Annotated in this window: 22 protein-coding genes and 2 tRNA genes; 6 read left to right on the top strand and 18 right to left on the bottom strand. The window is 70.7% G+C overall.

Going from position 1 to position 25,072, the window contains the following annotated elements; translation table 11 throughout:
* Positions 1–36 precede the first annotated feature (36 nt).
* Entirely contained in the window at positions 37–1,317 is a 1,281-nt protein-coding gene (gene clpX / locus LCG91_RS04980) for an ATP-dependent Clp protease ATP-binding subunit ClpX (RefSeq protein ID WP_058728416.1), read from the bottom strand.
* A gap of 196 nt (positions 1,318–1,513) precedes the next feature.
* Between clpX and LCG91_RS04975 the strand changes: the two genes are divergently transcribed.
* The gene (locus LCG91_RS04975; protein ID WP_224442699.1) at positions 1,514–2,236 is read left to right on the top strand and encodes a YcnI family protein; all 723 of its coding nucleotides are present in this window, start codon (positions 1,514–1,516) and stop codon (positions 2,234–2,236) included.
* A gap of 65 nt (positions 2,237–2,301) precedes the next feature.
* A complete protein-coding gene (locus tag LCG91_RS04970; RefSeq protein WP_224442698.1) occupies positions 2,302–2,943 on the top strand; it encodes a copper resistance protein CopC in 642 nt (213 codons plus the stop codon).
* A 107-nt stretch (positions 2,944–3,050) separates the two neighbouring features.
* Here LCG91_RS04970 and LCG91_RS04965 read toward each other — a convergent pair whose 3' ends face one another.
* The 5 genes from LCG91_RS04965 to LCG91_RS04945 all read right to left on the bottom strand — a co-directional run bounded on the left by LCG91_RS04965 (position 3,051) and on the right by LCG91_RS04945 (position 6,364).
* Entirely contained in the window at positions 3,051–3,710 is a 660-nt protein-coding gene (locus LCG91_RS04965) for an ATP-dependent Clp protease proteolytic subunit (protein ID WP_058728413.1), read from the bottom strand.
* Between the two features lie 26 nt (positions 3,711–3,736).
* The gene (locus tag LCG91_RS04960; RefSeq protein ID WP_224442697.1) at positions 3,737–4,363 is read right to left on the bottom strand and encodes an ATP-dependent Clp protease proteolytic subunit; all 627 of its coding nucleotides are present in this window, start codon (positions 4,361–4,363) and stop codon (positions 3,737–3,739) included.
* Between the two features lie 167 nt (positions 4,364–4,530).
* Positions 4,531–5,874, bottom strand: coding sequence for a trigger factor (gene tig, locus LCG91_RS04955; protein ID WP_224442696.1), 1,344 nt, complete (start codon positions 5,872–5,874; stop codon positions 4,531–4,533).
* 36 nt (positions 5,875–5,910) lie between these two features.
* Positions 5,911–5,987 (bottom strand) — tRNA-Pro (locus tag LCG91_RS04950).
* Between the two features lie 53 nt (positions 5,988–6,040).
* Positions 6,041–6,364 carry a hypothetical protein gene (locus LCG91_RS04945; RefSeq protein WP_224442695.1) on the bottom strand — a complete coding sequence of 108 codons (324 nt, stop codon included), beginning with the start codon at positions 6,362–6,364 and terminating at the stop codon, positions 6,041–6,043.
* A gap of 55 nt (positions 6,365–6,419) precedes the next feature.
* Here LCG91_RS04945 and LCG91_RS04940 point away from each other — a divergent pair.
* Positions 6,420–6,493 (top strand) — tRNA-Gly (locus LCG91_RS04940).
* A 65-nt stretch (positions 6,494–6,558) separates the two neighbouring features.
* Here the strand turns inward: LCG91_RS04940 and LCG91_RS04935 are convergent.
* From LCG91_RS04935 to LCG91_RS04890, 10 genes are all read right to left on the bottom strand, one after another.
* Positions 6,559–6,849 carry a DUF1905 domain-containing protein gene (locus tag LCG91_RS04935; protein ID WP_224442694.1) on the bottom strand — a complete coding sequence of 97 codons (291 nt, stop codon included), beginning with the start codon at positions 6,847–6,849 and terminating at the stop codon, positions 6,559–6,561.
* Positions 6,850–6,865: 16 nt separating this feature from the next.
* Positions 6,866–8,464 carry a glycosyltransferase gene (locus LCG91_RS04930; protein WP_224442693.1) on the bottom strand — a complete coding sequence of 533 codons (1,599 nt, stop codon included), beginning with the start codon at positions 8,462–8,464 and terminating at the stop codon, positions 6,866–6,868.
* Between the two features lie 86 nt (positions 8,465–8,550).
* Positions 8,551–9,717, bottom strand: coding sequence for a hypothetical protein (locus LCG91_RS04925; RefSeq protein ID WP_224442692.1), 1,167 nt, complete (start codon positions 9,715–9,717; stop codon positions 8,551–8,553).
* Between the two features lie 135 nt (positions 9,718–9,852).
* Positions 9,853–13,023, bottom strand: coding sequence for a GH92 family glycosyl hydrolase (locus tag LCG91_RS04920; RefSeq protein ID WP_224442691.1), 3,171 nt, complete (start codon positions 13,021–13,023; stop codon positions 9,853–9,855).
* A gap of 12 nt (positions 13,024–13,035) precedes the next feature.
* Positions 13,036–13,938: an endo-beta-N-acetylglucosaminidase H gene (locus LCG91_RS04915; protein ID WP_224442690.1), complete on the bottom strand. Its 903-nt coding sequence runs from the start codon at positions 13,936–13,938 to the stop codon at positions 13,036–13,038.
* Between the two features lie 133 nt (positions 13,939–14,071).
* Entirely contained in the window at positions 14,072–17,095 is a 3,024-nt protein-coding gene (locus tag LCG91_RS04910) for an alpha-mannosidase (protein WP_224442689.1), read from the bottom strand.
* 57 nt (positions 17,096–17,152) lie between these two features.
* Positions 17,153–18,487, bottom strand: coding sequence for a glycoside hydrolase 5 family protein (locus tag LCG91_RS04905; RefSeq protein WP_224442688.1), 1,335 nt, complete (start codon positions 18,485–18,487; stop codon positions 17,153–17,155).
* Complete coding sequence (locus LCG91_RS04900) at positions 18,487–19,452, bottom strand: carbohydrate ABC transporter permease (protein ID WP_224442687.1); 966 nt, start codon at positions 19,450–19,452, stop codon at positions 18,487–18,489. The genes LCG91_RS04905 and LCG91_RS04900 overlap by 1 nt, the downstream gene beginning before the upstream one ends.
* Entirely contained in the window at positions 19,449–20,321 is an 873-nt protein-coding gene (locus LCG91_RS04895) for a carbohydrate ABC transporter permease (protein WP_069711523.1), read from the bottom strand. Before LCG91_RS04895 ends, LCG91_RS04900 begins: the two co-directional genes overlap by 4 nt.
* Positions 20,321–21,616, bottom strand: a complete 1,296-nt coding sequence (locus LCG91_RS04890) for an ABC transporter substrate-binding protein (RefSeq protein ID WP_224442686.1) — start codon at positions 21,614–21,616, stop codon at positions 20,321–20,323. Before LCG91_RS04890 ends, LCG91_RS04895 begins: the two co-directional genes overlap by 1 nt.
* 104 nt (positions 21,617–21,720) lie before the next feature.
* Here LCG91_RS04890 and LCG91_RS04885 point away from each other — a divergent pair, with 104 nt between their 5' ends.
* The 3 genes from LCG91_RS04885 (at position 21,721) to LCG91_RS04875 (ending at position 23,417) form a co-directional block, all read left to right on the top strand.
* On the top strand, positions 21,721–22,779 hold the full coding sequence (locus LCG91_RS04885) for a LacI family DNA-binding transcriptional regulator (RefSeq protein WP_224442685.1): 1,059 nt from the start codon (positions 21,721–21,723) through the stop codon (positions 22,777–22,779).
* 48 nt (positions 22,780–22,827) lie between these two features.
* Positions 22,828–23,151: a hypothetical protein gene (locus LCG91_RS04880; RefSeq protein WP_058748865.1), complete on the top strand. Its 324-nt coding sequence runs from the start codon at positions 22,828–22,830 to the stop codon at positions 23,149–23,151.
* Between the two features lie 113 nt (positions 23,152–23,264).
* Complete coding sequence (locus LCG91_RS04875; protein WP_161968383.1) at positions 23,265–23,417, top strand: hypothetical protein; 153 nt, start codon at positions 23,265–23,267, stop codon at positions 23,415–23,417.
* 36 nt (positions 23,418–23,453) lie between these two features.
* On the opposite strand, the gene LCG91_RS04870 is transcribed toward LCG91_RS04875, so the two are convergent.
* Both LCG91_RS04870 and LCG91_RS04865 read right to left on the bottom strand, forming a co-directional pair.
* The gene (locus tag LCG91_RS04870) at positions 23,454–24,341 is read right to left on the bottom strand and encodes an EamA family transporter (RefSeq protein ID WP_224442684.1); all 888 of its coding nucleotides are present in this window, start codon (positions 24,339–24,341) and stop codon (positions 23,454–23,456) included.
* 22 nt (positions 24,342–24,363) lie between these two features.
* The gene (locus LCG91_RS04865; RefSeq protein WP_058727600.1) at positions 24,364–25,026 is read right to left on the bottom strand and encodes a response regulator transcription factor; all 663 of its coding nucleotides are present in this window, start codon (positions 25,024–25,026) and stop codon (positions 24,364–24,366) included.
* Between the last annotated feature and the right edge of the window lie 46 nt (positions 25,027–25,072).

Here is a 25,072-nt window from a genome sequence, read left to right as displayed (position 1 = left end):
ACGGAGACCGGGCCGTCGATCGGCGGGCGTCGGACGCTACGCCGACTTCTCCACACGCTTCGCCCGCGGGCGCGGCACGATCGTCGGCGCCGCGTTCTCGAGCACGGACTCGCGGGTGATCACCACGCGGGCGACGTCGTCGTCCGAGGGCACGTCGAACATGACCGGGCCGAGGACCTCCTCGAGGATCGCCCGGAGTCCGCGGGCACCGGTCTGGCGCAGCACCGCGAGGTCCGCGATCGCCTCGAGCGCACCACGATCGAACTCCAGCTCGACACCGTCGATCGCGAACATCCGCTGGTACTGCTTCACGAGCGCGTTCTTCGGCTCGGTGAGGATCTGCATGAGCGCTGCCTGGTCGAGCTGCGACACGGTCGTGACGACCGGCAGGCGTCCGATGAACTCCGGGATGAGCCCGAACTTGTGCAGGTCCTCGGGCAGGACGTCGGCGAACAGGTCCTGCTGGTCGAGCGGGCTGTGCAGTGGAGCACCGAAGCCGATCCCGCGCTTGCCGACGCGCGACGACACGATGTCCTCGAGCCCGGCGAACGCACCGGCCACGATGAACAGCACGTTCGTCGTGTCGATCTGGATGAACTCCTGGTGCGGGTGCTTCCGGCCGCCCTGCGGTGGGACCGAGGCCGTCGTGCCCTCGAGGATCTTGAGCAGCGCCTGCTGCACACCCTCGCCCGAGACGTCGCGGGTGATCGACGGGTTCTCCGCCTTGCGCGCGATCTTGTCGACCTCGTCGATGTAGATGATGCCGGTCTCGGCGCGCTTGACGTCGTAGTCCGCGGCCTGGATCAGCTTGAGCAGGATGTTCTCGACGTCCTCGCCCACGTAGCCGGCCTCGGTCAGCGCGGTGGCGTCGGCGACGGCGAACGGCACGTTGAGCCGCTTGGCCAGGGTCTGCGCCAGGTAGGTCTTGCCGCAGCCGGTCGGGCCGATGAGCAGGATGTTCGACTTCGCGATCTCGACGTCGTCACGATCCTCGGCAGCGGTGATCTGCCCCTGCGCCCGGATGCGCTTGTAGTGGTTGTAGACGGCCACGGCCAGGGCGCGCTTCGCCGGGTCCTGCCCGATCACGTACTCCTGCAGGAAGTCGAAGATCTCCCGGGGCTTGGGCAGCTCGAAGTCGCCGCTCGTCGTGTCCTCGCCCGCCTCGGCGAGGCGCTCCTCGATGATCTCGTTGCACAGCTCGACGCACTCGTCGCAGATGTACACGCCCGGTCCGGCGATCAACTGCTGGACCTGCTTCTGGCTCTTGCCGCAGAAGGAGCACTTCAGCAGGTCAGCGCTCTCCCCGATGCGTGCCATGTCGATGCCCTCCTTGGATGACCGGTGCGTTCGACCGATGCAGGCTGGTGACCCGCCCGATGTGATCGACTCTAACCGCATCCGGTGACAGCCACCGCGACGCCGCCCGGCCTGTCCCCGCCCGTTCGCCCAGGGCGTGCACACCTGGTACCGTTGCCCCGTTCCTCTACAAGTTGTAGAGAACCGGAAGGACCCCATGACGAAGCGCCTCGCCCTCCTCGGCACCGGAACCCTCGGCGTCACCGCCGCGATCGTCCTCGGCACCGCGGCGGCCGCCAGCGCGCACGTCGAGGCCGATGCGACCTCGACCGCGGCGAACTCGTACACCACGGCGACCTTCTCGGTCCCGCACGGCTGCGACGGCTCCCCCACGACGAAGCTCGTCTTCCAGGTGCCCGAGTCCGTCATCGAGGTCACGCCGACCGTGAACCCGAACTGGACCATCACGAAGGCCACCGAGCCGTACACCGCCCCGTCGAGCAGCGCCGCGAGCGACGAGGAGTCGGAGGCCGGCGCCGAGCGCGTGACGAGCGTCACCTACACGGCGAAGACGCCGCTCCCCGCCGACGAGCGCGACACCTTCTCGCTGTCCTTCGCACTGCCCGACGGCAAGCCCGGCGACCGCGTCTCCTTCCCGGTCGTGCAGACCTGCGAGCAGGGCTCGACCGACTGGGACCAGGTCCAGGAGAGCGGGAAGGCCGAGCCCGAGCACCCCGCGCCGTCCATCGTCCTGACCGCCGCCAGCTCGGCGAACGGTGACGACGACGACGCCACCACCGCGACCGCGACCGACACCACGACCACCGCGGCGCAGCCTGACCTCGTCGGCCGGTTCCTCGGCCTCGGCGGCCTCGTGGTCGGCGCGGTCGGCCTGGTCGTCGCCGTCGCCGCCACCCGCCGCCGGGACGCCGCGAAGTGACCCGTCGCGCACGTCCGACGGGCGGCCGTCGGTCCGACGCGTCCCGCCGCTCGGCCTGGAGGCCCGTGGCCGCGACCGCCGCGACCCTCGCCGTGGCGGGCGGTGCGGTCCTCGGGCTCGCTGCGCCCGCCAGCGCGCACAACTACCTGGTGTCCTCGACCCCGCCGGTCGGTGGGACCCTGACCGAGCTGCCTGACCGCTTCGACATCACCACGAACGACCGGCTGCTGGCGATCGGCGGATCGGACTCGGGGTTCGCCTTCCGGGTGATCGGCCCCGACGGGCGCTACCACGAGGACGGCTGCGTCTCCGTCGACGGTCCGTCGATGACCACGAAGGCGGCCCTCGGCGAGTCGGGGAAGTACGAGGTCGAGTGGCAGATCGTGTCCGCCGACGGCCACACCGTCTCCGACCGGTACGACTTCACGTGGAAGGCGCCGACGGGCTTCTCCCCCGACCGCGGCACGGCGGAGCCGGCGACCTGCACGACCGGCGACGGGGGCGGCTCGGAGTCCGGCGCGGCGTCAGGCGCGGGGTCCGGCGCCCACGACGGCGCAGCCGGTGACACCGGCGGCGACTCGAGCGCGACCGACGCCCTGTTCATCGGTGCCGGCGGCGTCGTGCTCGCCGGTGTCGTCGTAGCGGTCCTGCTGCTGCTCCGACGCCGCCCGGCCACACCGGCGACCGACGACCACGACGAGGACTGACGGCGTCCCACCGGACCGGCACCGCGCCTCCCGGCCGGGGATGCCCGTCCGAGCGGACACGACGAAGGCCCCGCACCGATCGGTGCGGGGCCTTCGCGCGTGCAGCGCTACTTGACGAGCGCCGGCAGGTTCTTGCGGCTCGTGAGGACCTGGTCGATCAGGCCGTACTCGAGCGCCTCTTCGGCGGACATGATCTTGTCGCGCTCGATGTCGTTGTTGACCTGCTCCGGAGTGCGGTTCGAGTGCTTCGACAGCGTCTCCTCGAGCCAGGTGCGCATGCGGAGGATCTCCGCCGCCTGGATCTCGATGTCCGACGCCTGACCGCCACCCTGCTGGGTCGCCGGCTGGTGGATGAGCACGCGGGCGTTCGGCAGGGCCAGACGCTTGCCGGGGGTACCGGCAGCGAGGAGCACCGACGCCGCCGAGGCAGCCTGACCGAGGCAGACCGTCTGGATCTGCGGACGGATGTACTGCATCGTGTCGTAGATCGCCGTCATCGCGGTGAACGAGCCACCGGGCGAGTTGATGTACATCACGATGTCGCGGTCCGGGTCCATCGACTCGAGCACGAGCAGCTGAGCCATGACGTCGTCGGCCGACGCGTCGTCGACCTGCACGCCGAGGAACACGATGCGGTCCTCGAAGAGCTTCGCGTACGGGTCCTGCCGCTTGAAGCCGTAGGCCGTGCGCTCCTCGAAGCTGGGGAGGATGTAGCGATCGGACGGAGCCGGGACGTTCTGCGCGCCACCGAGCATGGGGAGGTGCATTCTCGTTTCCTTCTCTTCGGTGGTGGTCAGTTGGACTCGGGCTCGGCTGCCGTGGTCGGCGTCTCGCCGTCGCCCACGGTGCCGCCGCCGCCGACGACCTCGTTCGAGGACGCACGGAGGTGGTCGACGAAGCCGTACTCGAGCGCTTCCTGCGCCGTGAACCAGTTGTCGCGGTCGTTGTCCTTGAGGATCTGCTCGATCGACTTGCCGGTCTGCTCGGCCGTGAGCTCCGCCATGCGCTGCTTCATGTCGAGGATGACCTTGGCCTGCGTCTGGATGTCGGCAGCGGTGCCGCCGAAGCCACCGGACGGCTGGTGCAGGAGCACGCGGGCGTTCGGGGTGATGTAGCGCTTGCCCGGCGTACCCGACGAGAGCAGGAACTGCCCCATCGAGGCGGCGAGGCCGATGCCCACGGTGACGATGTCGTTCGGCACGAACTGCATCGTGTCGTAGATCGCCATGCCCGCGGTGATCGAGCCACCGGGCGAGTTGATGTAGAGGTAGATGTCCTTCTCAGGGTCCTCGGCGGCGAGCATCAGCAGCTTCGCTGCGATCTCGTTCGAGTTCTCGTCGCGGACCTCAGAGCCGAGCCACACGATCCGGTCTCTCAGAAGGCGGTCAAAAACACTGGGGTTCAGTGTCGCTTCGGCCATGGAAAAGCTCCCGTTCAGTTGTCGCTTGATGTCGAACTTATCGGGTGCAACGCGGCTGTTCGCGCCTGTTCGCTCTGGGCGGTGCGCGGGCGCGGAAACCGCGTGCACGACGAACGGGAGGCACGGTGCCAGCTGGCACCGTGCCTCCCGTCCGTCAGCGCGTCGCGTTACTTCGCGTCGGCCTCCGTGGCCTCGTCGGCGTCGGCCGACTCGTCGTCAGCCGACTCCTGCGCCACACCGGCGGTGAAGGCGGAGAGGTCGACGACGTCACCGTTGGTGTCCTTGACGGTCACCTTCGACAGGACGGTCGCGACCGCCTTGGAACGGGCGACCTCGCCGACCATGCCGGGGATCTGGCCGTTCTGGTCGATGACCTTGATGAACTCGGCCGGCTCCATGCCGTACTGCGCCGCCGCCTGGATGAGGTACTGCGTGAGTTCCTCCTGGGAGACCTGGATCTCCTCCTTCTCGGCGATGGCGTCGAGGAGCAGCTGCGAGCGGAAGGCCTTCTCGCTGGACTCGGAGACCTCCTTGCGGTGCTCGTCGTCCTCGAGGCGGTTCTCCTGCTCGAGGTGACGGTGCACCTCGTCCTCGATGAGCTGCTCCGAGATCGGGATGTTGACGTCCTCGATGAGCTTCTCGACGAGCTTGTCGCGAGCCGCGGCGCCCTGACCGAAGGTCTTGGACTTCGCGATCTGCTCCTTGAGGTCGCCCTTGAGCTCGTCGATGGTGTCGAACTGGCTGGCGATCTGCGCGAACTCGTCGTCGGCCTCGGGGAGCTCGCGCTCCTTGACGGCGGTGACGGTGACGGCGATCTGCGCGGTCTCGCCCTCGCGGTCGCCACCGACCAGCGTGGACTCGAACGTGGTCGACTCGCCGGCGGTGAGCGACTCGAGCGCCTCGTCGATGCCCTCGAGCAGGTCGCCCGAGCCGATCTCGTAGGAGACGCCGGTGGCCGAGTCGACCTCGTCGTCACCGATGGTGGCGGTCAGGTCGATCTGGGCGAAGTCACCGGTCTTCGCCGGACGGTCGACCGTCACGAGCGTGCCGAAGCGGGTGCGCAGGTTCTGCAGCTCCTCCTCGACCTCGTCGTCGGAGACCTCGACGGCGTCGACCGTGAGCTCGTACTCGTCGTACTTCGGCAGGTCGAACTCCGGACGGACGTCCACCTCGAAGGTGAGGACGAGGTCGCCCGAGAAGTCCTTGACGTTCGGGAGCTCGGCGACGTCGGCCTCGGCACGGCCGAGGATGCGCAGCTCCTGCTCCTCCACCGCCTGGCGGTAGAAGGTGTCGATGGCGTCACCGACGGCGTGGTTCAGGACCTCGCCGCGGCCGACGCGCTGGTCGACGATCGCCGGCGGGACCTTGCCCTTGCGGAAGCCGGGGATGTTGATCTGCTCGGCGATGTGCTTGTAGGCGTGGTCGATGCTCGGCTTGAGATCGTCCGGCGTCACGTTCACGGTGAGCTTGACGCGGGTGTCGCTCACCTTGTCGACGGTGCTGGTGGCCAAGGGATGTACTCCTGTTGGTTGACGTTCGAGTGGACCTGGTCGGGGCGACAGGATTCGAACCTGCGACCTCCCGCTCCCAAAGCGGGCGCTCTACCAAGCTGAGCTACGCCCCGTGACTGGGCCAGGTGGCCGCGCACGCCCGAGGGCACGCACGACCGCGACGAGTCTAGCGGTCCCGCGGTGGCTGCTTCCCGGGAGGCGTGCCGGGTGTGGACGGTTCCTGTCCGGCGTCGCGCCGGAGACCCTGCCGCCACCGCACCCCGACGACGACCTGCACCCCGAGCGCGGCGACCATCAGCGCGACGCCGAGGACGATCCGCCAGACGTGCAGCAGGGCGTGCCAGGGCTGGGCCTGCGGGTCGCCGAAGGCCTCGGGACGGAGCGAGAACACCACGGCGGCGACGGCGAGGAGCACGAACGAGAGCACCCGGGAGCGCTTGATGCGGCGCGTGTCGGAGCCGTCCGGCTGCGGCAGCACGTTCGATGGCATGTCGGGGGCCGTTCGTCCGCTACGATAGTGGCGCTGCGGACTCGTGCCGCAGCGCGGGGATGTAGCTCAATGGTAGAGCCCCAGTCTTCCAAACTGGCCACGCGGGTTCGATTCCCGTCATCCCCTCCACCACCTCGACGGTCCTCCAACTGGCACTGCGCCGATGCTCGACTCCCGTCATCCCCTCCACGCCCTCAGGGGGCGTCGACGGTCAGGGTCACGTGGACGACGTCGCCGACCTCGACGGCCGCGCGACAACGCTCCGCCGTGCGCAGGGGTACGAGGTAGCCGCCGTCCTTCGGGAAGAGCGAGGTCGTCCAGCGCACGCCGCGGATCGTCACCCCGGCCGGTACGACGCCCCACCCGTAGGTCACCTCGGACGCGAGGTCGTGGACGAGGTCGACCACGTCCGGCGGCACCACGGCGAAGACGTACGGCGCAGGTCCGCGCCACTCGATCACCTCGGCGTCGAACTCGATGTCCACGCGGGCATCGTAGGGCTCAGGCGGTGGTCTTCGTCAGGCCGTGCTCCGTCTTCTCCCAGTAGTGCGGCCGGGTGATCAGCTGCCACAGCCCCTTGTACGCGGCGACCGAGTGCAGGATCCAGTAGAGCGGGTTGACCAGCGCCCAGCCCATCAGGTCGAACCGCCCGCGCTTGTACGGTCCCATCATCGTCAGGTAGATCATCGTGGCGTTGCCGAGCAGGAAGTCGAGCACGCACAGCCACAGCACCGGTGCCGGGAACAGCGGCGCGGTCCAGTCCGCCGGCAGCACGAGCGTCGCGATCGTGACGACGACGCCGGGCAGCATCCCGAGGAACGTCAGCGGCGTCCCGGCGATGAGCAGGGCGAACGCGGCGGCCCGACGCGGCCCGATCTCCCGGACGAGCGCCCGCGGACGCCGTGCGTGCACGAGTGCCGTCTGCATGTACCCCTTGATCCAGCGGGAGCGCTGCCGGACGAAGTTCGGGATCGAGGTGTTCGCCTCCTCCATCGTCGTCGAGTTGACGACGGCGACCCGGTACCCGACGGCGGACGCCCGGATGCCGAGGTCGGCATCCTCGGTGACGTTGTACGGGTCCCATCCGCCGAGCTCGCGGAGCAGGTCGGTGCGGAAGTGGTTCGACGTGCCACCCAGCGGGATCGGGAGCTGTCGGGCGTCGAGTCCGGCGAGCATGTAGTCGAACCAGTACGAGTACTCGAGCGTGAACATGCGCGTGAGTGCGTTCTCGTCGGCGTTGAAGTAGCTCAGCGCCGCCTGCACGCACACGGTGTCGTCCCCCGCGCGGTCGAAGGTCAGGAACACCTTCTTCAGCTGGTCGGGGTCCGGACGGTCCTCGGCGTCGTAGATGACGACGTACTCCCCCTGCGCGATCGCCAGTCCGACGTTGCACGCGCGGGGCTTCGTCTGCGGTGACCCCGGTGGCACGATGACGATGCGCATCCACTCCGGTGGTGCCGCGTCGATGACGGCCTCGCGGGTCTCGTGGTCCTCGGCCTCGACGAGCACCAGGACCTCGAGCCGGTCCTTCGGCCAGTCGAGCACCTCGAGGTTCCGGACGAGGTCGTGCACGATGTTCGCCTCGCGGAAGACGGGCACGAGCACGGTGTACGTCGGCAGGGCGTCGTCGTCCAGTGCGGCGACGTCCTCGGCCGAGACCTGCTCGACCAGGTCGAAGCGCGCGCCGACCATCGACACCCAGAACTTGAAGAGGATGCCGGCGAGGAAGCCGAGCGAGAGCACCGCCGTCGCGACCGCCACCGTGCTGCCCGGGGCGAGGACGAGACACGCCGCGAACACGAGCAGGGCGACCACGCCACCGACCTGCTGCCCGCGGGAGAGGACGGTCCGGGCGGACAGCGCCGGGTTCGTCCGGGCGAGGCCGTGGGCCGCGAGGTCCGCGACCTCCTCCTCGAGCTCGTACGCGACCCGTTGTCGCACGTCCGCCTCGGACGCGCTGCGGAGGACGACGGGCTCGCCGAACTCCTCGGTGAGCGCTGCGCGGAGGACGTCGGGGTCCGACCGGCCGCTCGTCAGGACGAGGACGCCCTCGCGGATCCGGGCGGACGCGACCCAGCCCTCGTCGACGTGCCGCTGCACGGAGCAGCGGTGCCGCGGTCGCCAGTCGGTCTCCTCGCCGCGGTGCCGACCACCGGTTGCGACTGCGGTCAGAGGTCCGGGCGCGGTCACCGGAGCACCACCGCGGTGACGGCGTGCATCCACTCGACGACGACCTGACGTTCGGACGCCGCGGCCCACGCGAGGGGCACCTGCAGGACGGCGAGGACGACGACGAGGGCACTCGTGACGCGGCCCTCGACGGGCGGCAGGATCGCGATCGCCACGCTGAGCATGGTGACGAAGACGTTGCCGGCCGTCGCGACCGGCACGAGCCCGATCGCGTACCCGCCCATGGCCCCGATGAAGAGCGCCGCGACGAGGGCGATCGCACCGGGCCGACGGACGAGCAGTGCCAGGGTCGCGCCGGCGACGAGCATCGCCACGAGGAGCAGGCCGTCCGCGGTGGCGAACAGGTGGCGCAGGGCGTCGAGTCGTTGCTCGGACACGTTGATCGTCCCGCGCAGCGCCGCGAACGGGTCGTGGAGCACCATCAGGTCGAGGACGGCGGTCGACAGTGCGACCGCGAGGCTCGGGAACACGAGGACGAGCACGTTCGCCCGACGGATCCCCCGCTGGTCGTGCCGCGCCAGGTCGAGCAGCGGTGCGGCGAGCGCCGCGATGCCGACGTAGACGAAGCCCATCGGGTCGACCAGCGTGGAGAGCATGAGCGCGAGTCCAGCGCGGAACCCCGCCTGCGTGTCCCCCCACGCGAAGAACCGGACCATGTCGACGACGGCCAGGGCGAAGAGGGCGATGCCGAGGAACGCCTGCAGGTCGTCGAGTGCGATGAAGGCGTACAGCGGGTTGGCGCCGAGGGCGATCGTGAACGCGACGACCTCGCGCATCCGCAGGCCGCGTCGCAGCATGTCCTGTGCGAGGAGCTGGAGCAGCACGCCGGCGACGATCGCACCGAGCACCGCGGCACCCTGCACGCCGAACGGCATGAACCGGAGCAGCACCCCGGAGAGCAGCGGCCAGAGCTGCCCGATGGCCTGGACCACGCCACCGTCGAGTGCGGCCGTCGCCCGGTCGAACGTGACCTGGTTGCCGGTGAGTCCGAGCGATGGCGTCGGTGTGCCGCGCGCCGCGACCAGTGCGAGGACGACGTACGGCAGCGCGAAGGCGGCGCGGAGGGACCACCGGACGGCGACGGGCGGCAGCGGGCGCAGCGGTGCGGGTGCCGGCACCGCACCGGTCGGTACCGGGTGCGGGCGGGAGAGCGTGACGGTCATGCGGCTCCTCCGGGTGAAGCACGCAGGGGGTGTCCTGCACGGTCCATTCCACCCCGTGTCCACAGGACGCGACAGCCCGCGAACGGGGTACAAACGGGTCCCCCTCGTGGTGGACCTGCCGCGACCGGTGGCGCGTCAGCCCCCGTCGACCGCGATGAGCTGCAGCTGCGTCAGCACCACGGGGGTCGCGGCCTCGAGCGTGAGGGTCCCGTCGGTGACCGCGCCACCGTCGAACCGGAAGACGCGGGTCTGCCCGGTCCAGCTGAACGCCGCGTCGTGTTCCTCGACGTCGTGCACGACGCTGCCGTCCGCGTCGCGGAGCACCGCACGCCACGACGCGGTGACCGGCTCCGCCACCGTGACTGCGACCAGTGACGTCCTCGGGGCGGTGATCGGCACGGAGACCGACTCCCCCGCGGCGAGCGCCACCCGCCTCAGCCCGGTGTCGTCGGTGAGCGGGGATGCCCCGACGGGCAGGACGTCGTCCGGGGTGTCCCGGAAGCCGTGCAGCTCGGACGCGGAGACCGGTCGGGTGTCGGATGCCCACCCGGTGGCGGTCGCCGACAGCTCCACCACGATCGACGATGCCCCGACGACGACCGCGTGCGGGATGCTGATCGACGTCCACGGCTCGCCGTCGACCGTGACGGAGGCGATGAACCGCCCGTCGCCGGCGGTCTCGATGACGGTGGTCGCGCCTCCAGGCCGCCGCAGGACCGTCCGCCGGACCGACGGCGGGACGAGCACGTAGGTCCCGGTCGACGGCGCCAGCGGGTACAGACCGATCGTGGCGAAGACGTACCAGGCGCTCATCTCGCCGTTGTCCTCGTCGCCGGGGTATCCCTGCCCGAGGTCGGACCCGACGAAGAGTCGGTCGAGGCACTCGCGGACGATGCGGTGCGCGTCGTCGTGCCGTCCGGTGAACATGGGGAAGAACGGGATGTGGTGCGCCGGCTGGTTCGACATGCCGAGCATCCCCATCCGGACGTCGCGCGCCTCGGTCATCTCGTGGATGGCGAACCCGTAGGAACCGGAGCGGTCGGTGGCACCGGTCTCGGGTCGCCGCAGGAACCGAGCGACGGCGTCGTCGAAGCCGACCGGTCCGCCGTGCAGGTCGACGACGCCGGCACCGTCGTGCGGGGCGGTGAACATCGTCCCCCAGGCGTTGGTCTCGGTGTAGTCGCTCCCCCAGACGTCGGGGTCGAAGTCGTCGCCCGCTCGCCAGGCGCCGTCGGGTGTGCGGCCGATGAAGAACCCGCGCTCCCGGTCGAAGACGTTCCGGTACCGCAAGGAGCGGCGTGCGAACCACTCGTGCTCCGCCCGGTACCGTCGCTCGCCGTCCGGGTCGCCGGCAGCCGCGGCTCGGGCCGCCATCGCGTCCGCCAGGACGGCGACACCCCAGTCGTTGATCGCGGCGTCGAGGGTCCAGGACATCCCCTCGCCGGTCGCCGTGTCGACGTACCCGCGGAGGTCGCCCGGGAGGCTCCCCTTCCGTCCGACGCGTCGGTCCGGCGACGGGACGGTCGCGTTGCGCACCGCGGACCGGTAGGCCTCACCGATGTCGAACCCGTCGATCCCCTTGACCACGAGGTCGGCGAACACGGTGTCGCTCGTCGTGCCGGTCATGACGTCCTCGGCGCCGGGTGCACTCCAGCGCGGAGTCCACCCACCGTCGGTGAAGTGCCCGACGACCCCCTCGGCGAGGTCCGCCGCGGTGTCCGGCGTGAGGAGCGCGAGCAGCGGCCACGCGGTCCGGTAGGTGTCCCAGAACCCGTTCGTGGTGGTGAGCGGGCCGTCGACGACCTCGGGTCCTGGTTCGTCGCGGATCGGCTCGGTCAGGACGTCCCCGTACGGCGAGCGGTGTCGCGGTGCACCCGTCAGCGCGGTCTCCCCCGCGCGCGTCGGGTACAGGAAGACCCGGTACAACCCGGAGTACAGCGAGACGAGCTGGTCCTCGGTGGCGCCCTCGACCTGCAGCGTGTCGAGTTCGGTGGTCCAGCGTTCCTCGGCGTGCTGCCGCATCGCGTCGTGGTCGCCGGCGGCGGCGAGGTTCGCTGCGGCGTCGGCGGCCGAGACGGTCGAGATCCCGAGGAGCACGTCGGTGTCCCCGCTGACCGCGACCCAGCCGCGGAGTTCCCCGTCGACGAACGTCGTGCGGTCGGCCACGGCGTTCGCGATGCGCACGTGCACGTGGTGCGGCGGTGTCTCCGCGCGGTCGTCGAGCAACGCGTCCACGATCGCCGTCTCGTCCTCGAGACGGACCGTGCACGAGCGGAGGACGCCGTGGTGGTCGAGCACGACGCTGCGGACCCCGGTGAAGCGCCACCCGAGGGCGAACTCCCCCGCGGTCATCTCGGCGGTGACGCCGTCGTCGAGGGCGACCCGGTAGCGGTGCGGTCCGTCGGCCTCGTCGACCCGGTCGAAGCCGAGCGCGCGGGCGGTCCGGTCGACGTCGGGGTCGGCGAGCGGCGACGGCATCACCTGGAAGACCCCGCGGTCGCCCATCCAGGGTGAGGGCAGGTGGCTCGTCGCGAACGCCTGGATCGCGGGCCGGTCGTCGCTCGGTCGGTTGTGCTCCTGGTAGGCGTACGGCCACCGGCTGTCGGAGGCGTCGGTCATCGGCAGGCCGAAGACGCCCCCGTGCGGAAGCCCGACGAGGGGCGCGGTGTTGCCGCGCGAGAACGTGCCGGACGAGTGGGTGCCGCGCGTGGTGCGGACGTGGTCGAGCGATCGGGCACCCTCCGGCAGCTGGCCGGTTGCGCGCCCGGCGGGTCCGATCCGGACGTCGTCGAGCCAGCCGCGGACGGCGGAGCCGGTGTCGTCATCGGGCGCGGGCCGGTCCGCCCGGCCGAGCCGCGCCTCCAGACGGTCCACCGTCCGGCCGGCGTGCGCCGACAGGTCGACGGTCCGCCCGTTCCACTGGTCGACCCACTGCTTGCGGGCGTCGTCCTGCGCCTGGGGCGTGACGGGGTCGCCGTACTGGTCGCGGGCACCGCCCGCGCTGAGTCGGGTGCCGTCGGTGAAGACGACGTCGAGCGCGAACGCCGTGGCGGCCCAGAACCGGTCGAGGTCCGCGACCGTCGGCTCGATCCGCCCGTCGGGCAGCGACCGTTCCGGGAACCAGACCCAGGTCAGGACGTCGGTCGGGCCGACGTCCTGACCGTGGAACCCGTCGAGGACCTGCACGGTCCCGGTGGGGTCGGTCTGCTCGACCAGCGTCGCCCGGTGCGCGACGAACCCGACCCCGTTGCGGGCCGCGACCGCGGTCTCGGGGCCGGTCGGGCCGCCACGGCGTTCAGCACTCATTGATCGTCGTCCTCACTCGTGGGTCGTGGTCTGGCCGTAGAGCACGTTCGTGAACCCGGAGACGTACGAGCTCACGTCGCCGTCGGGCAGGTTGTACGTCATGAAGACGCCGTACCCGTCGGCCTTCGAACGCTGCGCGAGCGAGACCGCCGTCGACCGCGGGGTGTTCTGGATGTCGACCGCCGCCGCCGAGAGCCGGTCCTTGCCGAGCCCCGGGATCGAGGGCGCCGAGTACGTGCCGTAGTACGGGTTCCAGGCGTAGTCGAGCTGCGACCCGATCGTGCTGCTCGACGACGACAGGGCGTCGGATGCCGGGCCGATGTCGTAGAACGAGATGAGCTTGTCGGGCATGTCGGCGCGCAGGGCACTGACGAGCCAGCCGATCGACTGCTGGTTCGGCTGCGGGGTGCCGTCCGTGCCGTAGTCGGAGTACTCGTCGTCGAGGTCGACCCCGTCGAGGCCGTACTCCGCGACGGTCGCGGAGACCTGGGCCGCGAAGTCCTCGGCGGCGGCCTGCGTCGGCAAGTTCGCGATGCCGGTGCCCTGGTGGTTGCCGAGGATCGACAGCGACACCTTGATGCCCTTCGCCTGCAGCGGCCGGATCTGCGTGGCGGCGTCGTCGAGCGTGCGCTGCACGTTCTCGTTGGCGTACAGCAGTGCGTTGCCGTCCGCGTCGCGGTTGATGTTCGCGGCGAAGATGATCGCGACGTCGAAGGCGTTCGCACCGTTGGCGAGCCGGTAGTGGCCGACGTTCGCGAGCTGGTCGTTGTTGACCTCGACGTAGGCGATGCTCGTCGGGCCGGACTTCGTCGCGGACGCGGTGGACGGTGCGGCGGATGCTGCCGCCGGGATCATCGGGGCTGCGAGCACCGCGGCGAGCGCCGCCACGATGCCGATCTGCGTCTTCTTCTGCATGACACTCCTCATCGAGTGGTGGGCCGGACGGCTGCTGCCGCCCAGCACCGGACGGCTGCTGCCGTCCGGCTCCGGACGGCACGAGCCGTCCGGCTCCGCCGCCGGGACACCCGAGCGTCCCGGCGGCGGGGTCTCAGCCGCGCGGGTAGCGGAAGGTCCGGACCTCGTACGCGTCCACCGGGAACGCGGCGACACCGTCCGTGACCGCTGCGACACCCGGCAGTGCGTCGTCAGCCTCCTCGAGCAGGGTCACCTCGGCCGGTTCGCCGAACGGCCCGTCGACGGCGATGCCGCCGGTCCCCCGTCGCCCGCTCGGCTCGTAGACGCGGACGACCAGGTCGCCCGAGCGGTCGTCGGCGAGCTTGACGCTCGACAGCACGACGTCCCCCGACACCTGCACGAGCGGCTCGAACCCGTGGGCGCCCGTGACGCGCCGCGCCGGGGCGTTCATCACGATGCCGGCCGCGGTCGCACCGAGCTGGTCCGTCCCGACGACGATGCCGTACCGGTGCGTCTGCACGCCCTGGTCGGTCTCCGGGTCGGGGAACCGCGGCGCGCGGAGCAGCGAGAGCCGCACGGTCGTGGTGACGTGGCCGTCGACGGCGTCCCGGGTGGTGTCGAACCCGTGGATCGAGGAGTTCACGAGCGCGACACCGAACCCGGGCTCCTCCACCAGCACGTAGCGGTGCATCGACGTCTCGAACTTCGCGGCCTCCCACGACGTGTTCGTGTGCGTGACACGCTTCTGTGCGCCGAACTGCGTCTCGGCGCTCGTGTGCTCGGCGCGGACGTCGAGCGGGAACGCCACCTTGAGGAACTTCTCGGTCTCGTGCCAGTCGGTCGTCTGGTCGAACTCGAGGGTGCGGGAACCGGGCGCGAGCACGATCTCCTGTGTGACGGAGGAGTCACCGAACGAGCGCGACACGACGACGCGAGCAACTCCGGCGGCGTCCACCGATGCGTCGAGCGAGTCGACGACGACCAGGTCCTCGACCCGGTTCCGGTAGTACCGGTCGACGTCCCACGCGTCCCACATGTTCGGGAAGTCCTGGTGCAGCTGCAGCAGGTTGGCGGCCTGCTCCGGGGCGATCGCGTCGCGCCCGGTGGTCAGGTCGACGGCGCTCGTCACGAGGCCCTGCGCGGTGACGACGACCCGCACCAGGTCGTTGGTGAGCACGTACCCGCCGTCCTGCTGGGTCAGCGAGACCGGCTCAGCGGTGGGCACGTCGCCCGCCGGGACCGCGCCCTGCGCGGGCGCACCGGCCTGGAGGACCGGGGCCGGGTTCACGACGACGGTCGCGTCGCCCTCCCCGGCCAGTGCCGACAGGGACCGCTCGATGATCGCGGTCAGCGCTGCGGCCGTCTCGGCGTACTTCGCCACCGCTTCGCGGTGCACCCACGCGATCGACGTGCCGGGCAGGATGTCGTGGAACTGCTGCAGCAGGACCTGCTGCCAGAGCGTGTCGAGCTCGTCGTACGGGTAGGCGGATCCGGTCCGGGCGGCGGCGGTCGCCGCCCACAGCTCGGCCTCGATGAGCAGCTGCTCGCACCGGCGGTTGCCCTGCTTCGTCTGGTGCTGGCTCGTCAGGGTCGCCCGGTGCAGCTCCAGGTACAGCTCCCCCACCCAGACCGGCGGGTTCGACAGCTCCGACTTCGCCCGGTCGAAGAACGCGTCCGGGTGCTCCCACCGGACCTTCGCGCTGCCCTCGAGGTCCGCGAGCCGAGCGGCCGTGCCGGTCATCTCGCGCGTGGTGCCACCACCGCCGTCACCCCAGCCGACCGGAGCGATCGACCCCGTGGCGAGGCGGTTCTCCCGGAACTGCCGGGAGGCCTTCGCCACCTCTTCCCCGGAGAGCCGGGAGTTGTACGTGTCCATCGACGGGAAGTGCGAGAACACCCGCGACCCGTCGATGCCCTCCCAGAGGAAGGTGTGGTGCGGGAACTTGTTCACCTGGTTCCACGAGATCTTCTGGGTGAAGAACCACTCGAAGCCCGCGCGGCGCATGAGCTGCGGCAGTGCCGGCGAGTACCCGAAGCTGTCCGGCAGCCAGACACCCTTCGGCCGGATGCCGAACTCCCGCTCGAAGAAGCGCTGCCCCTGCGAGAACTGCCGCACGAGGCTCTCGCCCGTCGGCATCACCGTGTCCGACTCGACCCACATGCCGCCGAGCGGCAGGAAGCGACCGGCCTCGACCGCGGCACGCACCCGGGCGTACACCTCGGGCCGGTGCTCCTTGATCCAGGCGTACTGCTGCGCACTCGACATGCCGTAGAGGAAGTCGTCGGTCTGGTCGATGAGCTCGGTCATCGTCGAGGTCGTCCTGGCGACCTTCCGGATCGTCTCGCGGACGGGCCACAACCAGGCGGAGTCGATGTGGGCATGACCGATTGCCGAGATCGTGTGCGCCGAGGCGTCGGCGGGCGCCGCGAGCACGTCGGCGAGCGCAGCGCGGGCGTCCCCTGCCGTCTCGGCGATGTGCTGCAGGTCGAGCCGGTCGAGGGCGTCGTCGAGCGCCTGCAGGATCCGCATCCGCCGCGGGCCGTCCGCCAGCTGCGCCTGCAGTTCGAGGAGCACCTCGAGGTCGAGCGACAGCTCGTGCACCTCGGACGCGAACACCGCGAGGTCCATGCGGCGGCTCGTGTACAGCCGCTTCGACGACGAGGTCTGCACGTCGCCCTCCTGCGTCGGCAGGAAGGGGTGGTAGTCGAGGAGCACCGGGTTCGACGCGGCCTCGACGAACAGCTCGACGGTCTCGCCGCCCTCGGCCCGCTCCGTGACGAGCACCCACTGGTTCCGCGGGTTGATCGACTTCACCGGCGTGCCGTCGGCCAGGTACACGAGCCCCTCGCACTGGAACCCGGGCATGTTCTTGTCGAAGCCGAGGTCGATCACCGCCTCCACGCGCTGCCCGGCGTACTCCTGCGGGACCGTGCCGGACAGCCGGAACCACGTCGTGCCCCAGGCAGCTCCCCACGCCGTCCCCACCTCGTACGGAGTGAAGTCGAGCTGCAGACCGTCGGCGGGCGGGACCGGCTCCCCGGGCAGCTCGTGCCAGGCGGCCGTGAGCGGCACCGCGGTCGCGTGCACCGCGGGCAGGATCCGCTCGTCGAGGACCCGTCGGGCCCGTCCGGTGGTGAGGGGGATGTCGTCGTGCATGGGGTCCTTCCGGTTGGACGGATCGGGGCATGGTCGGGCGGGCGCGGTCGGCCGGGGTCAGGGCATGGTCGCGGGGTGCGCGACCGAGAGCGCGGTGCCGGCGAGGTCGTCGGGCACCTCCACGGTGCTCCTGATGCCCCGGGCCACGGTGTGCGCGGTGTCGGACAGTCGGGAACGCAGGACGACCTGGGGTCCGCGGCCGTCCGCCGAGGACTCGGCGCAGGCGAGCCACGCGGCCGCGAATCGGCCACCCGGGGCACAGTCGGCACGGACGCCGTACCGGGGTGAGCCGTCGGGCAGCACGTCGTCCAGCACGACCGCGATGGACGGCGGTGCAGCCGGTGTGGGCATTCTGGACCGCGCGAGCGCGGCGAACGCCTCGCCCGCGGGCTTCAGCCGTCCGTCGTTCGTGAACAGTCCGAGGTCGTACTCGAGCTCCGGGAAGTCGGCGAGCGACCGTGCGACGTCGTGCGAGCACCACCAGGTCACCCCGAGCAGGTCCTGGGCGCCGGCGACGTGCCGGATGGTCCGGTCGGTGAACGCGGCGGCGTCGGCCGGGTCGACGACGTTCGTCGGCGCGCCGACCTCCTGCAGCCAGTTCGGCCGACCGGGCGCACGGTTCCAGGCCGCGGCGAGCTGGAGCAGGTACTCCCCGTGCCGCACCGACCCGGCGCCGAGTGCACCGTGCAGGGCCGCGGCCCCGTTGAACACCCACGAGTGCGTGACCGTGGCGTCACCGTGGTCCGCCGCGTGCTCGGGACCGAACGGCTGCGCGTCGTCGTACCAGGCCGCGTCGTACTGCGCGACGGTGACCAGCGGGGCGGAGCCGCGCCGTGCCTCCCTGCCGGACGTGTCCCGCGCTCCGGTCAGGCCTCGCCGGGCGGCGGCGACCATCGCTGCCGCCCACGCGTGCCCCTGCTCCGCCGTGGTGTCGTGCGGAGCGGGGTGCGGTGCGTGCGCGAACTGGTTGACCTCGTTGCCGATCGAGATGCCGAGCAGGTTGGGCTTGTCGGCGACCGCCGCGGCGAGCGCCTCGACGTAGGCCGCTGTCGACGCGACCACCTCCGGGTCGGTGAACATGTTCCGCCGGTGCCAGCTGTCGAGCCACGACGGCACGAAGTCGAAGCTCGACAGGTGCCCCTGCAGCGCGTCGACGTTGACGTCGAGACCGAACGACCCGGCGATGTCGACGACGGTCGCGACGTCGTCGAGCGCGGCCCGCCGGATGAGCGTCCGGTTCGGCTGGACGACCGGCCACAGCGGGAAGACCCGCACGTGGTCGGCACCGAGCGACGCGATCTGCTCCATGTCCCGCGCGGTGTCCGACGGCGAGAAGTCGAGCCACGAGTGGAACCAGCCGACCGACGGGGTGTGGTTGACACCGAAGCGCATCAGCCCTTCACCCCGCCCTCTTCGACGCCCTTGAAGAAGAAGCGCTGCAGGACGGCGAAGATCACGGCGATCGGGATGAACGCGATCATCGTGCCGGCCGCGATCATCCGTTGGTCGGTGGCGAACGTGCCCTGCAGGTACTGCAGCCCGACCGTCAGGGTGAGGTTCTCCGGCGACTGCAGGACGATGAGCGGCCAGAGGAAGTCGTCCCACGCGCCGATGAACGAGAAGATCGCGATCACCGCGATGGTCCCCTGCACCGCGGGCAGTGCGATGTACCGCAGCCGTTGCACCGCGTTCGCGCCGTCGACGACCGCCGCCTGGTCGATCTCCTCGGGGATCTGCCGGAAGGCGTTGAACATGAGCAGGACGTTGAGCGCGGCGATCATGCCGGGCAGTGCGACACCGACCAGGTTGTCGGCGAGGCCGAGGTCCTTGACCGTCACGAACTGACTGATGATCGTCGCCTCGCCCGGCAGCACCAGGGTGGCGAGGAAGAGCCCGAGCACGACCCTGCGGAAGCGCCACTGCAGGCGGGCGAGGGCGAACCCGGCGAGGGTCGCGAACACGATGTTGCCGAACACGTCGATCGCCGCGACGAGCAGCGAGTTGCCGATGTACCGCCACACCGGGATCGCCGCCGCCACCTTCAGGTAGTTCTCGATGGTCGGCTCGCTCGGGATGAACGACGGGTTCGCGGTGTAGATGTCCTCGCCCGCGCCCTTGAGCGAGGTGGACAGCTGCCAGAGGAACGGGCCGATCGTGATGAAGAGGACCACCACGAGCAGGACGTAGCGGACGACCTTCTCACGGGTGGACATGACGCCCCAGACCTGGCGGCGCTTCCGCGGTGTCGGACCGGAGGCGCGTCCGCGTGCCGTCGCGCCGGTCACGTCCGGTGCGGGTGCGGCGACGCCGGCGGCGCCCCCGATCACGGGTTCCGTGGTGCTGGTCGTGTTCGTCACTTGTCCGCCTTGCTGTTCATGCGCGCCAGGGCGAGCATCGGCACCAGCGTCACCACGAAGAGCAGCAGGCTGAGCGCGGACGCGTAGCCGAGGTTGCCGGTGAAGCCGCGGGCGTACTGCTGGATGAGCATGACGAGCGAGTTGTCCTGCCCGCCGGGTCCGCCGGTGCCGTTGGTGAGGATGTAGAGCTCGCTGAACACGCGGAGCGCGCTGACGCACACCAGGATCCCGACGAGGGTCATCGTGCCGCGCACGCCCGGCATGGTGACCGACCAGAACCGACGAACCGCTCCGGCGCCGTCGAGCGCCGCGGCCTCGTGCAGGTCCTTCCCGACGTTCCCGAGCGCCGCGAGGAAGATGATCATGTAGTAGCCGAGGCCCTTCCAGACCGTCAGGCTGATCGCGCTGATGAGCAGCAGCCACCGGTCGGTGAGGAACGGGATGCCCGCGCCACCGAGCGCCTTCACGATCTCGTTCACCACGCCGCGGTCGTCGAGGATCCACGTCCAGATGAGCCCGACCACGACGGCCGAGGCGATCACGGGCGTGTAGTACGCCGTACGGAAGAACGCGATCCCGGGGAGCTTCTGCTGCACGAGCACCGCGATGAGCAGCGGCAGGACGGTGAGCAGCGGCAGGCAGATCGCCATGTAGATGACGCTGTTGAGCAGCGCCTCCCACACCTGCGGGTCGGCGAGCAGGGTCTGGAAGTTGCGGACGCCCACCCACTGGCTCACGCCCCCGAGCGGGCTGGCGTTCGTGAACGACAACCGGACGGTGTTGATCGACGGCCAGAGGCTGAACGCGAGGAGCCAGACGAGTGCCGGCAGGACGAGCAGCCAGGGCGTGAACCAGCGGTTGGCGCGCATCAGCCGTTTGCCAAGAGCGAGTTCATCTTGTCCTGCGCAGTCTGCAGGGCCTTCTCCGGCGAGACCTGCCCCTTCATGGCGAGGGCGATCTGCTGGTCGAGGAAGTCCGTCATCGCGGAGTTCGCCTCGACCGGGTTGAGGACCTTCGCCTCCTTGAGCGCCTCGTTCGCGAGCACGCGGGCCTTGCCGTTCACGGTGCCGTCGTCCTTCGAGAAGTACGGGTCGGACTGCGACGAGACGGTCGACGGGAAGATGTTCACCTGGTGGGCGAACGCCTCCTGGTTCTTCGCGTTCGTCATGTACTGCGCGAACGCCTCGGCGGTGGCGAGGTGCTTCGACTTGCTGGACACCGACAGGCCCTGCACGTACAGCGGCGGGGTGTCGAGCGCCGGGCTGACGGTGACGTTGCCCTTGAGCGACGGATTGCTCTTCTCCATGTCGGCGAGCGCGGTCGCACCACCGGTGGTCCAGGCGACCTTGCCTTGCGTGAAGAGCGTCGAGTTGCCGAGGTAGTCGCTGTTGAGGACGTTCGACGGCATGTAGCCGTCCTGGTACGCCGTCCTGTAACGATCGATCAGGTCGACGGCCTTCGACGAGTCCGCGAACGTGAACTTCGTACCGTCCCCGTTGACCACCTTCACGCCGGCGAGCGTGAAGTCACCGAGCCCGGGCTTCCGGCTCATCAGGTAGTCGTCCGGGCAGTTCTCGTGCATCGTCTTCGCCTGGGTGAACAGGTCGTCGGTGGTCTTCGGCGGTTCGTTCGCGTCGAGCCCGCACTTCGCGAACATCGACGAGTTCCAGTAGTCGACGTCGGTGTTGAGGTACCACGGGTAGCCGTAGGTGCCGTCGAGTCCCTTGTACTTGTAGGAGTCCAATGCGCCGGCGACGTACGTGCCGCTCAGCTTGCTGTCGTCCTTCGAGACGTCCTGCAGGAACCCGCGCTTCGCGAGCGGCAGCGCGATGTCCGGGGGCAGGTTGATGACGTCCGGCAGCGAGTTCGACGACGCCTGGCTGAGCACCTTGTCCGCGTAGCCGTCGCCCGGCTGGTCCTGCAGCTTCACCTTCGCGTCGGGGTGTTCCTGCTCGAAGCCGTCGATGACGCCCTGCAGGTAGTCCGTGTAGGTCGGCGTGAGCGCCCAGGTCTGCAGGGTGATGGTGCCCTCGACCTTGCCGTTCCCTCCGCCGGTCGCGCCGCTGCTGCCGCTCGAGCAGCCGGTCAGGACGAGGGCGGTGGCCGCCGCGGTCGCGAGCAGCGCTGCCGCGCGGCCCCTCGTCGGTCGTGGTGTGGTCCTCATGGCGTTGTGACTCCTTCGTCATCCTGCTCAAGCGGTTCAGCTGTCGTGTGCTGCAACCGGGGTTGCGTGCCACTGTGCGGGACTAAAGCGTTATAGTCAACCCCGTGCAACCACACCGTCGGACGACCATCGCCGACATCGCCGCCCGCGCCGGGGTCTCCATCAGCGCGGTGTCGTTCGCGCTCAACGACCGACCGGGGGTCTCTGCGGAGACCCGTCGACGGATCCAGGAGATCGCCCGCGAGCTCGACTGGCAACCGCACACCGCGGCACGCGCCCTCGGCGGCGCCCGGGCGGGCTCGATCGGGTTCGTGCTGAACCGACCGGCACGGACCCTCGGCACGGAGTCGTTCTTCGGTGACCTGATCTCCGGCATCCAGCTCGGCCTCGCGGGTACGCACGTCGGCATGACCCTGCTCGTGGCGCGCGATGCCGAGGAGGAACTGCAGACCTACCGGGACTGGTGGCGCGGACACCGGGTCGACGGCGTCGTCGTGATCGACCCGCGTCGGCACGACGACCGACTGTCCCTGCTCGCCGAGCTCGGGATGCCGGCCGTCGTCGTCGGGTCCCACCCCTCACCGGAGGGAACGGCACCGAGCGTCTGGATCGACGACTCCGACGCCACGGAGACCGTGCTGCGCTACCTGCATGCGCTCGGTCACCGGCGGCTCGCCCACGTGGCCGGGCCACCCGAGTTCGAGCACACGGCGATGCGCACCGCCCGCGTCCGCACCTTCACCGAGGCCGAGGGGCTCGAGCAGCCGATTACCGTCCCGACGGACTACTCCGCCGAGGCCGGCGCCCGCGCGACACGGACGCTCCTGTCGGGGCCCGACCGCCCCACCGCGATCGTGTACGACAACGACGTCCTGGCGGTCGCGGGCCTCGGCGTCGCGAGCGAGATGGGCGTCGCGGTCCCCCGCGCCGTGTCCCTCGTGTCGTTCGACGACTCGGCGATGATCCGCCTCGTGCGGCCCGCGATCACGTCCCTGACCCGCGACACCGTCGAGCTCGGGCAGCGCGCGGCCGTGCTCCTGCGCGAGCAGATCGACGCCGGTGCGGTGCTGCCGTCCCGCCCCGGACCCGCACTGACGCTCAGCGTGCGCGACTCGACCGGTCGGGCACCGACACGCCCGCCGCGGGGCCGCTCCACGCACTGACCGCGCGGGCGACTTGACGACGGTTCGAACACACGTTCGAATACCCGTGTGGGACGGCGTCGCGAGAACCGGTGGCAGCCCCCGGAACACCCGGAGGTCGAACGCCCGCGCGCCTACTCCCTGTCGGAGGACGCCCGCGGGCCCGACGTCTGCCACGCCGTCACACCCGCCCCTGTGTGGGCCTGGATCCAGTTCCCCACCTTCCACATCCGGGTGAAGGGCTTCGCGAAGAGCTGGACCCGCGACGCCGTGCTCGTCGAGTGGGCGCAGTTCGGCCAGCAGGCCGACGCGTGGGTCTGGCGGTCCGCCGTGAAGCACCGCACGCTGCGGGCCGACCGCGCAGATCGGCATCCAGGGAACGCACCGCATTGACTTCCACCCCGATCCCGAGGATCGTTCCCCACACACCGGTTCGACGAACTACTCGATCATCGAGAAGTTCGTCTGCCACAACCCGACGACACGACCCGATGGAAGGAGGCACGATGAAGAAGAACGAGGTGCCGTCCTGGGTCGCGCACGTGCTCACCCCGCCGGAGGTCATCGCGGCCTACGTCGAGCGTCGGGTCAACGACCCGGCGCTGCTGTCGGGTGTGCAGGCCGAACCCACGTACGCGGACTTCCTGCGCGCCGAGTAGGCGGTCGGCCGGGAGGCACGGCGGACGTCCCCGACGTCAGGGAACCTGCCCCGCGCCTCCCGTCCGTCCCGCGTCCGGTCGCGCGCGACCGCGTCGCGCCGACAGGGTGACCCCGATGCTCGCGACGCTCACGCACGCGAGGGCGACGACCTCCTGGGCCGCCAGCCCCTCGTGCAGCACCACCAGGCCCGCGAGGGCCGCGATCGCCGGGCCCAGGCTCTGCAGCACCCCGAACACCCGCGTCGGCATCCGACGCAGGGCGAGCATCTCGAGGGCGTACGGCAGCACCGTCGACAGCAGGGCCACGCCCGCGAACACGAGCAGCAGCGACGGGTCCCCCGCCACCCCCGCGACCGCCGGACGCAGCCCGCTCGGCAGGGACACGAGCATCGCGACGACCATCGACACCGCGAGGCCGTCGACCCCCGGGATCGCGGCACCGACGCGCCGGTTCATCACGATGTAGCCGGCCCAGCACGCGGCGGCGGCGATCGCGGCGAGGACGCCGGCGACCGCGGTGACCGCAGCCGGACCGACGCCGAGCAGGACGACCCCGGCGAGCGCGAGGGCCGCCCAGGTCACGTCGCGCCAGCGGCGGGTGTGCGCGAGCGACAGGGCGAGCGGCCCGAGGAACTCGATGGTCACCGCGACGCCGATCGGGATGCTCGCGAAGGCGACGTAGATGAAGACGTTCATCCCGCCGAGCGCCAGGCCGAGCAGCACCGCGGCCGTCCACTGCGCACGGGTCCAGTGCCGGACGCGCGGGCGGACGACGAGCACGAGCACGAGCGCGCCGATGACGAGCCGGAGCGCGGCGGCGCCGACGGACCCGACCTCGTCGAAGCGGGTCTTCGCGAGCGCGGCGCCGATCTGCACCGAGAGCATCGCGGTGAGCGCCAGGAGCGGCGCGGGGACCCGGGTCACGGTGCGGTCGCCAAGCGTCGGGTCACCCGAGGTACGCGAGCACGGCGAGGACGCGGCGGTGGTCCTCGCCGGTGTCCTCGAGGGCGAGCTTGCCGAAGATGCTCGACACGTGCTTCTCGACCGCGCCGGTACCGATCACGAGGGCGCGGGCGATCGCGGCGTTCGTGCGGCCCTCTGCCATCAGCCCGAGGACCTCGCGCTCGCGGGGCGTCAGGGCGGCGAGCGGGTCCCGGCGACGGCCCATCAGCTGCGTGACGACCTCGGGGTCGAGCACCGTGCCGCCGGCGGCGATGCGGCGGACGGCGTCGTCGATCTCCTCGAGCCGGGTCACGCGGTCCTTGAGCAGGTAGCCGATGCCCGTCGCCCCGGCGGCCAGGACGTCCTCGGCGTAGGTGGCCTCGACGTACTGGGACAGCAGCAGGACACCGGTGCGGGGTGCCACGCGGCGGGTCTCGACGGCGGCGCGGACCCCCTCGTCGGTGAAGGTCGGCGGCATCCGGACGTCCATCACGACCACGTCGGGGGCGTCGTGCGGCAGCGTGGCGAGGAACGAGTCGGCGTCGGCGTACTGACCGACGACGTCGATGCCGGCCTCGTCGAGCACCCGGGCGAGCCCCTCGCGCAGGAGCACGGCGTCGTCGACGACGACGGCCCGGATGCGTGCTGCACCCGGGCCGTCGCTCATGCCGACCAGCCTAGTGGGAGCGGTCGCGCCGGCCGTGGCGTCCGAC

The organism is Curtobacterium sp. TXMA1 (assembly GCF_020162095.1).
GTDB lineage: Bacteria > Actinomycetota > Actinomycetes > Actinomycetales > Microbacteriaceae > Curtobacterium.
This window is presented reverse-complemented; position numbering and strand designations above follow the sequence as displayed.

Bases quoted from the DNA above. Each gene is read 5' to 3' on its own strand.
- clpX (WP_058728416.1), bottom strand. From the start codon at position 1,317: ATGGCACGCATCGGGGAGAGCGCTGACCTGCTGAAGTGCTCCTTCTGC.
- LCG91_RS04975 (WP_224442699.1), top strand. From the start codon at position 1,514: ATGACGAAGCGCCTCGCCCTCCTCGGCACCGGAACCCTCGGCGTCACC.
- LCG91_RS04965 (WP_058728413.1), bottom strand. From the start codon at position 3,710: ATGCACCTCCCCATGCTCGGTGGCGCGCAGAACGTCCCGGCTCCGTCC.
- LCG91_RS04960 (WP_224442697.1), bottom strand. From the start codon at position 4,363: ATGGCCGAAGCGACACTGAACCCCAGTGTTTTTGACCGCCTTCTGAGA.
- LCG91_RS04945 (WP_224442695.1), bottom strand. From the start codon at position 6,364: ATGCCATCGAACGTGCTGCCGCAGCCGGACGGCTCCGACACGCGCCGC.
- LCG91_RS04925 (WP_224442692.1), bottom strand. From the start codon at position 9,717: ATGACCGTCACGCTCTCCCGCCCGCACCCGGTACCGACCGGTGCGGTG.
- LCG91_RS04920 (WP_224442691.1), bottom strand. From the start codon at position 13,023: ATGAGTGCTGAACGCCGTGGCGGCCCGACCGGCCCCGAGACCGCGGTC.
- LCG91_RS04915 (WP_224442690.1), bottom strand. From the start codon at position 13,938: ATGCAGAAGAAGACGCAGATCGGCATCGTGGCGGCGCTCGCCGCGGTG.
- LCG91_RS04910 (WP_224442689.1), bottom strand. From the start codon at position 17,095: ATGCACGACGACATCCCCCTCACCACCGGACGGGCCCGACGGGTCCTC.
- LCG91_RS04905 (WP_224442688.1), bottom strand. From the start codon at position 18,487: ATGCGCTTCGGTGTCAACCACACCCCGTCGGTCGGCTGGTTCCACTCG.
- LCG91_RS04895 (WP_069711523.1), bottom strand. From the start codon at position 20,321: ATGCGCGCCAACCGCTGGTTCACGCCCTGGCTGCTCGTCCTGCCGGCA.
- LCG91_RS04890 (WP_224442686.1), bottom strand. From the start codon at position 21,616: ATGAGGACCACACCACGACCGACGAGGGGCCGCGCGGCAGCGCTGCTC.
- LCG91_RS04875 (WP_161968383.1), top strand. From the start codon at position 23,265: ATGAAGAAGAACGAGGTGCCGTCCTGGGTCGCGCACGTGCTCACCCCG.
- LCG91_RS04865 (WP_058727600.1), bottom strand. From the start codon at position 25,026: ATGAGCGACGGCCCGGGTGCAGCACGCATCCGGGCCGTCGTCGTCGAC.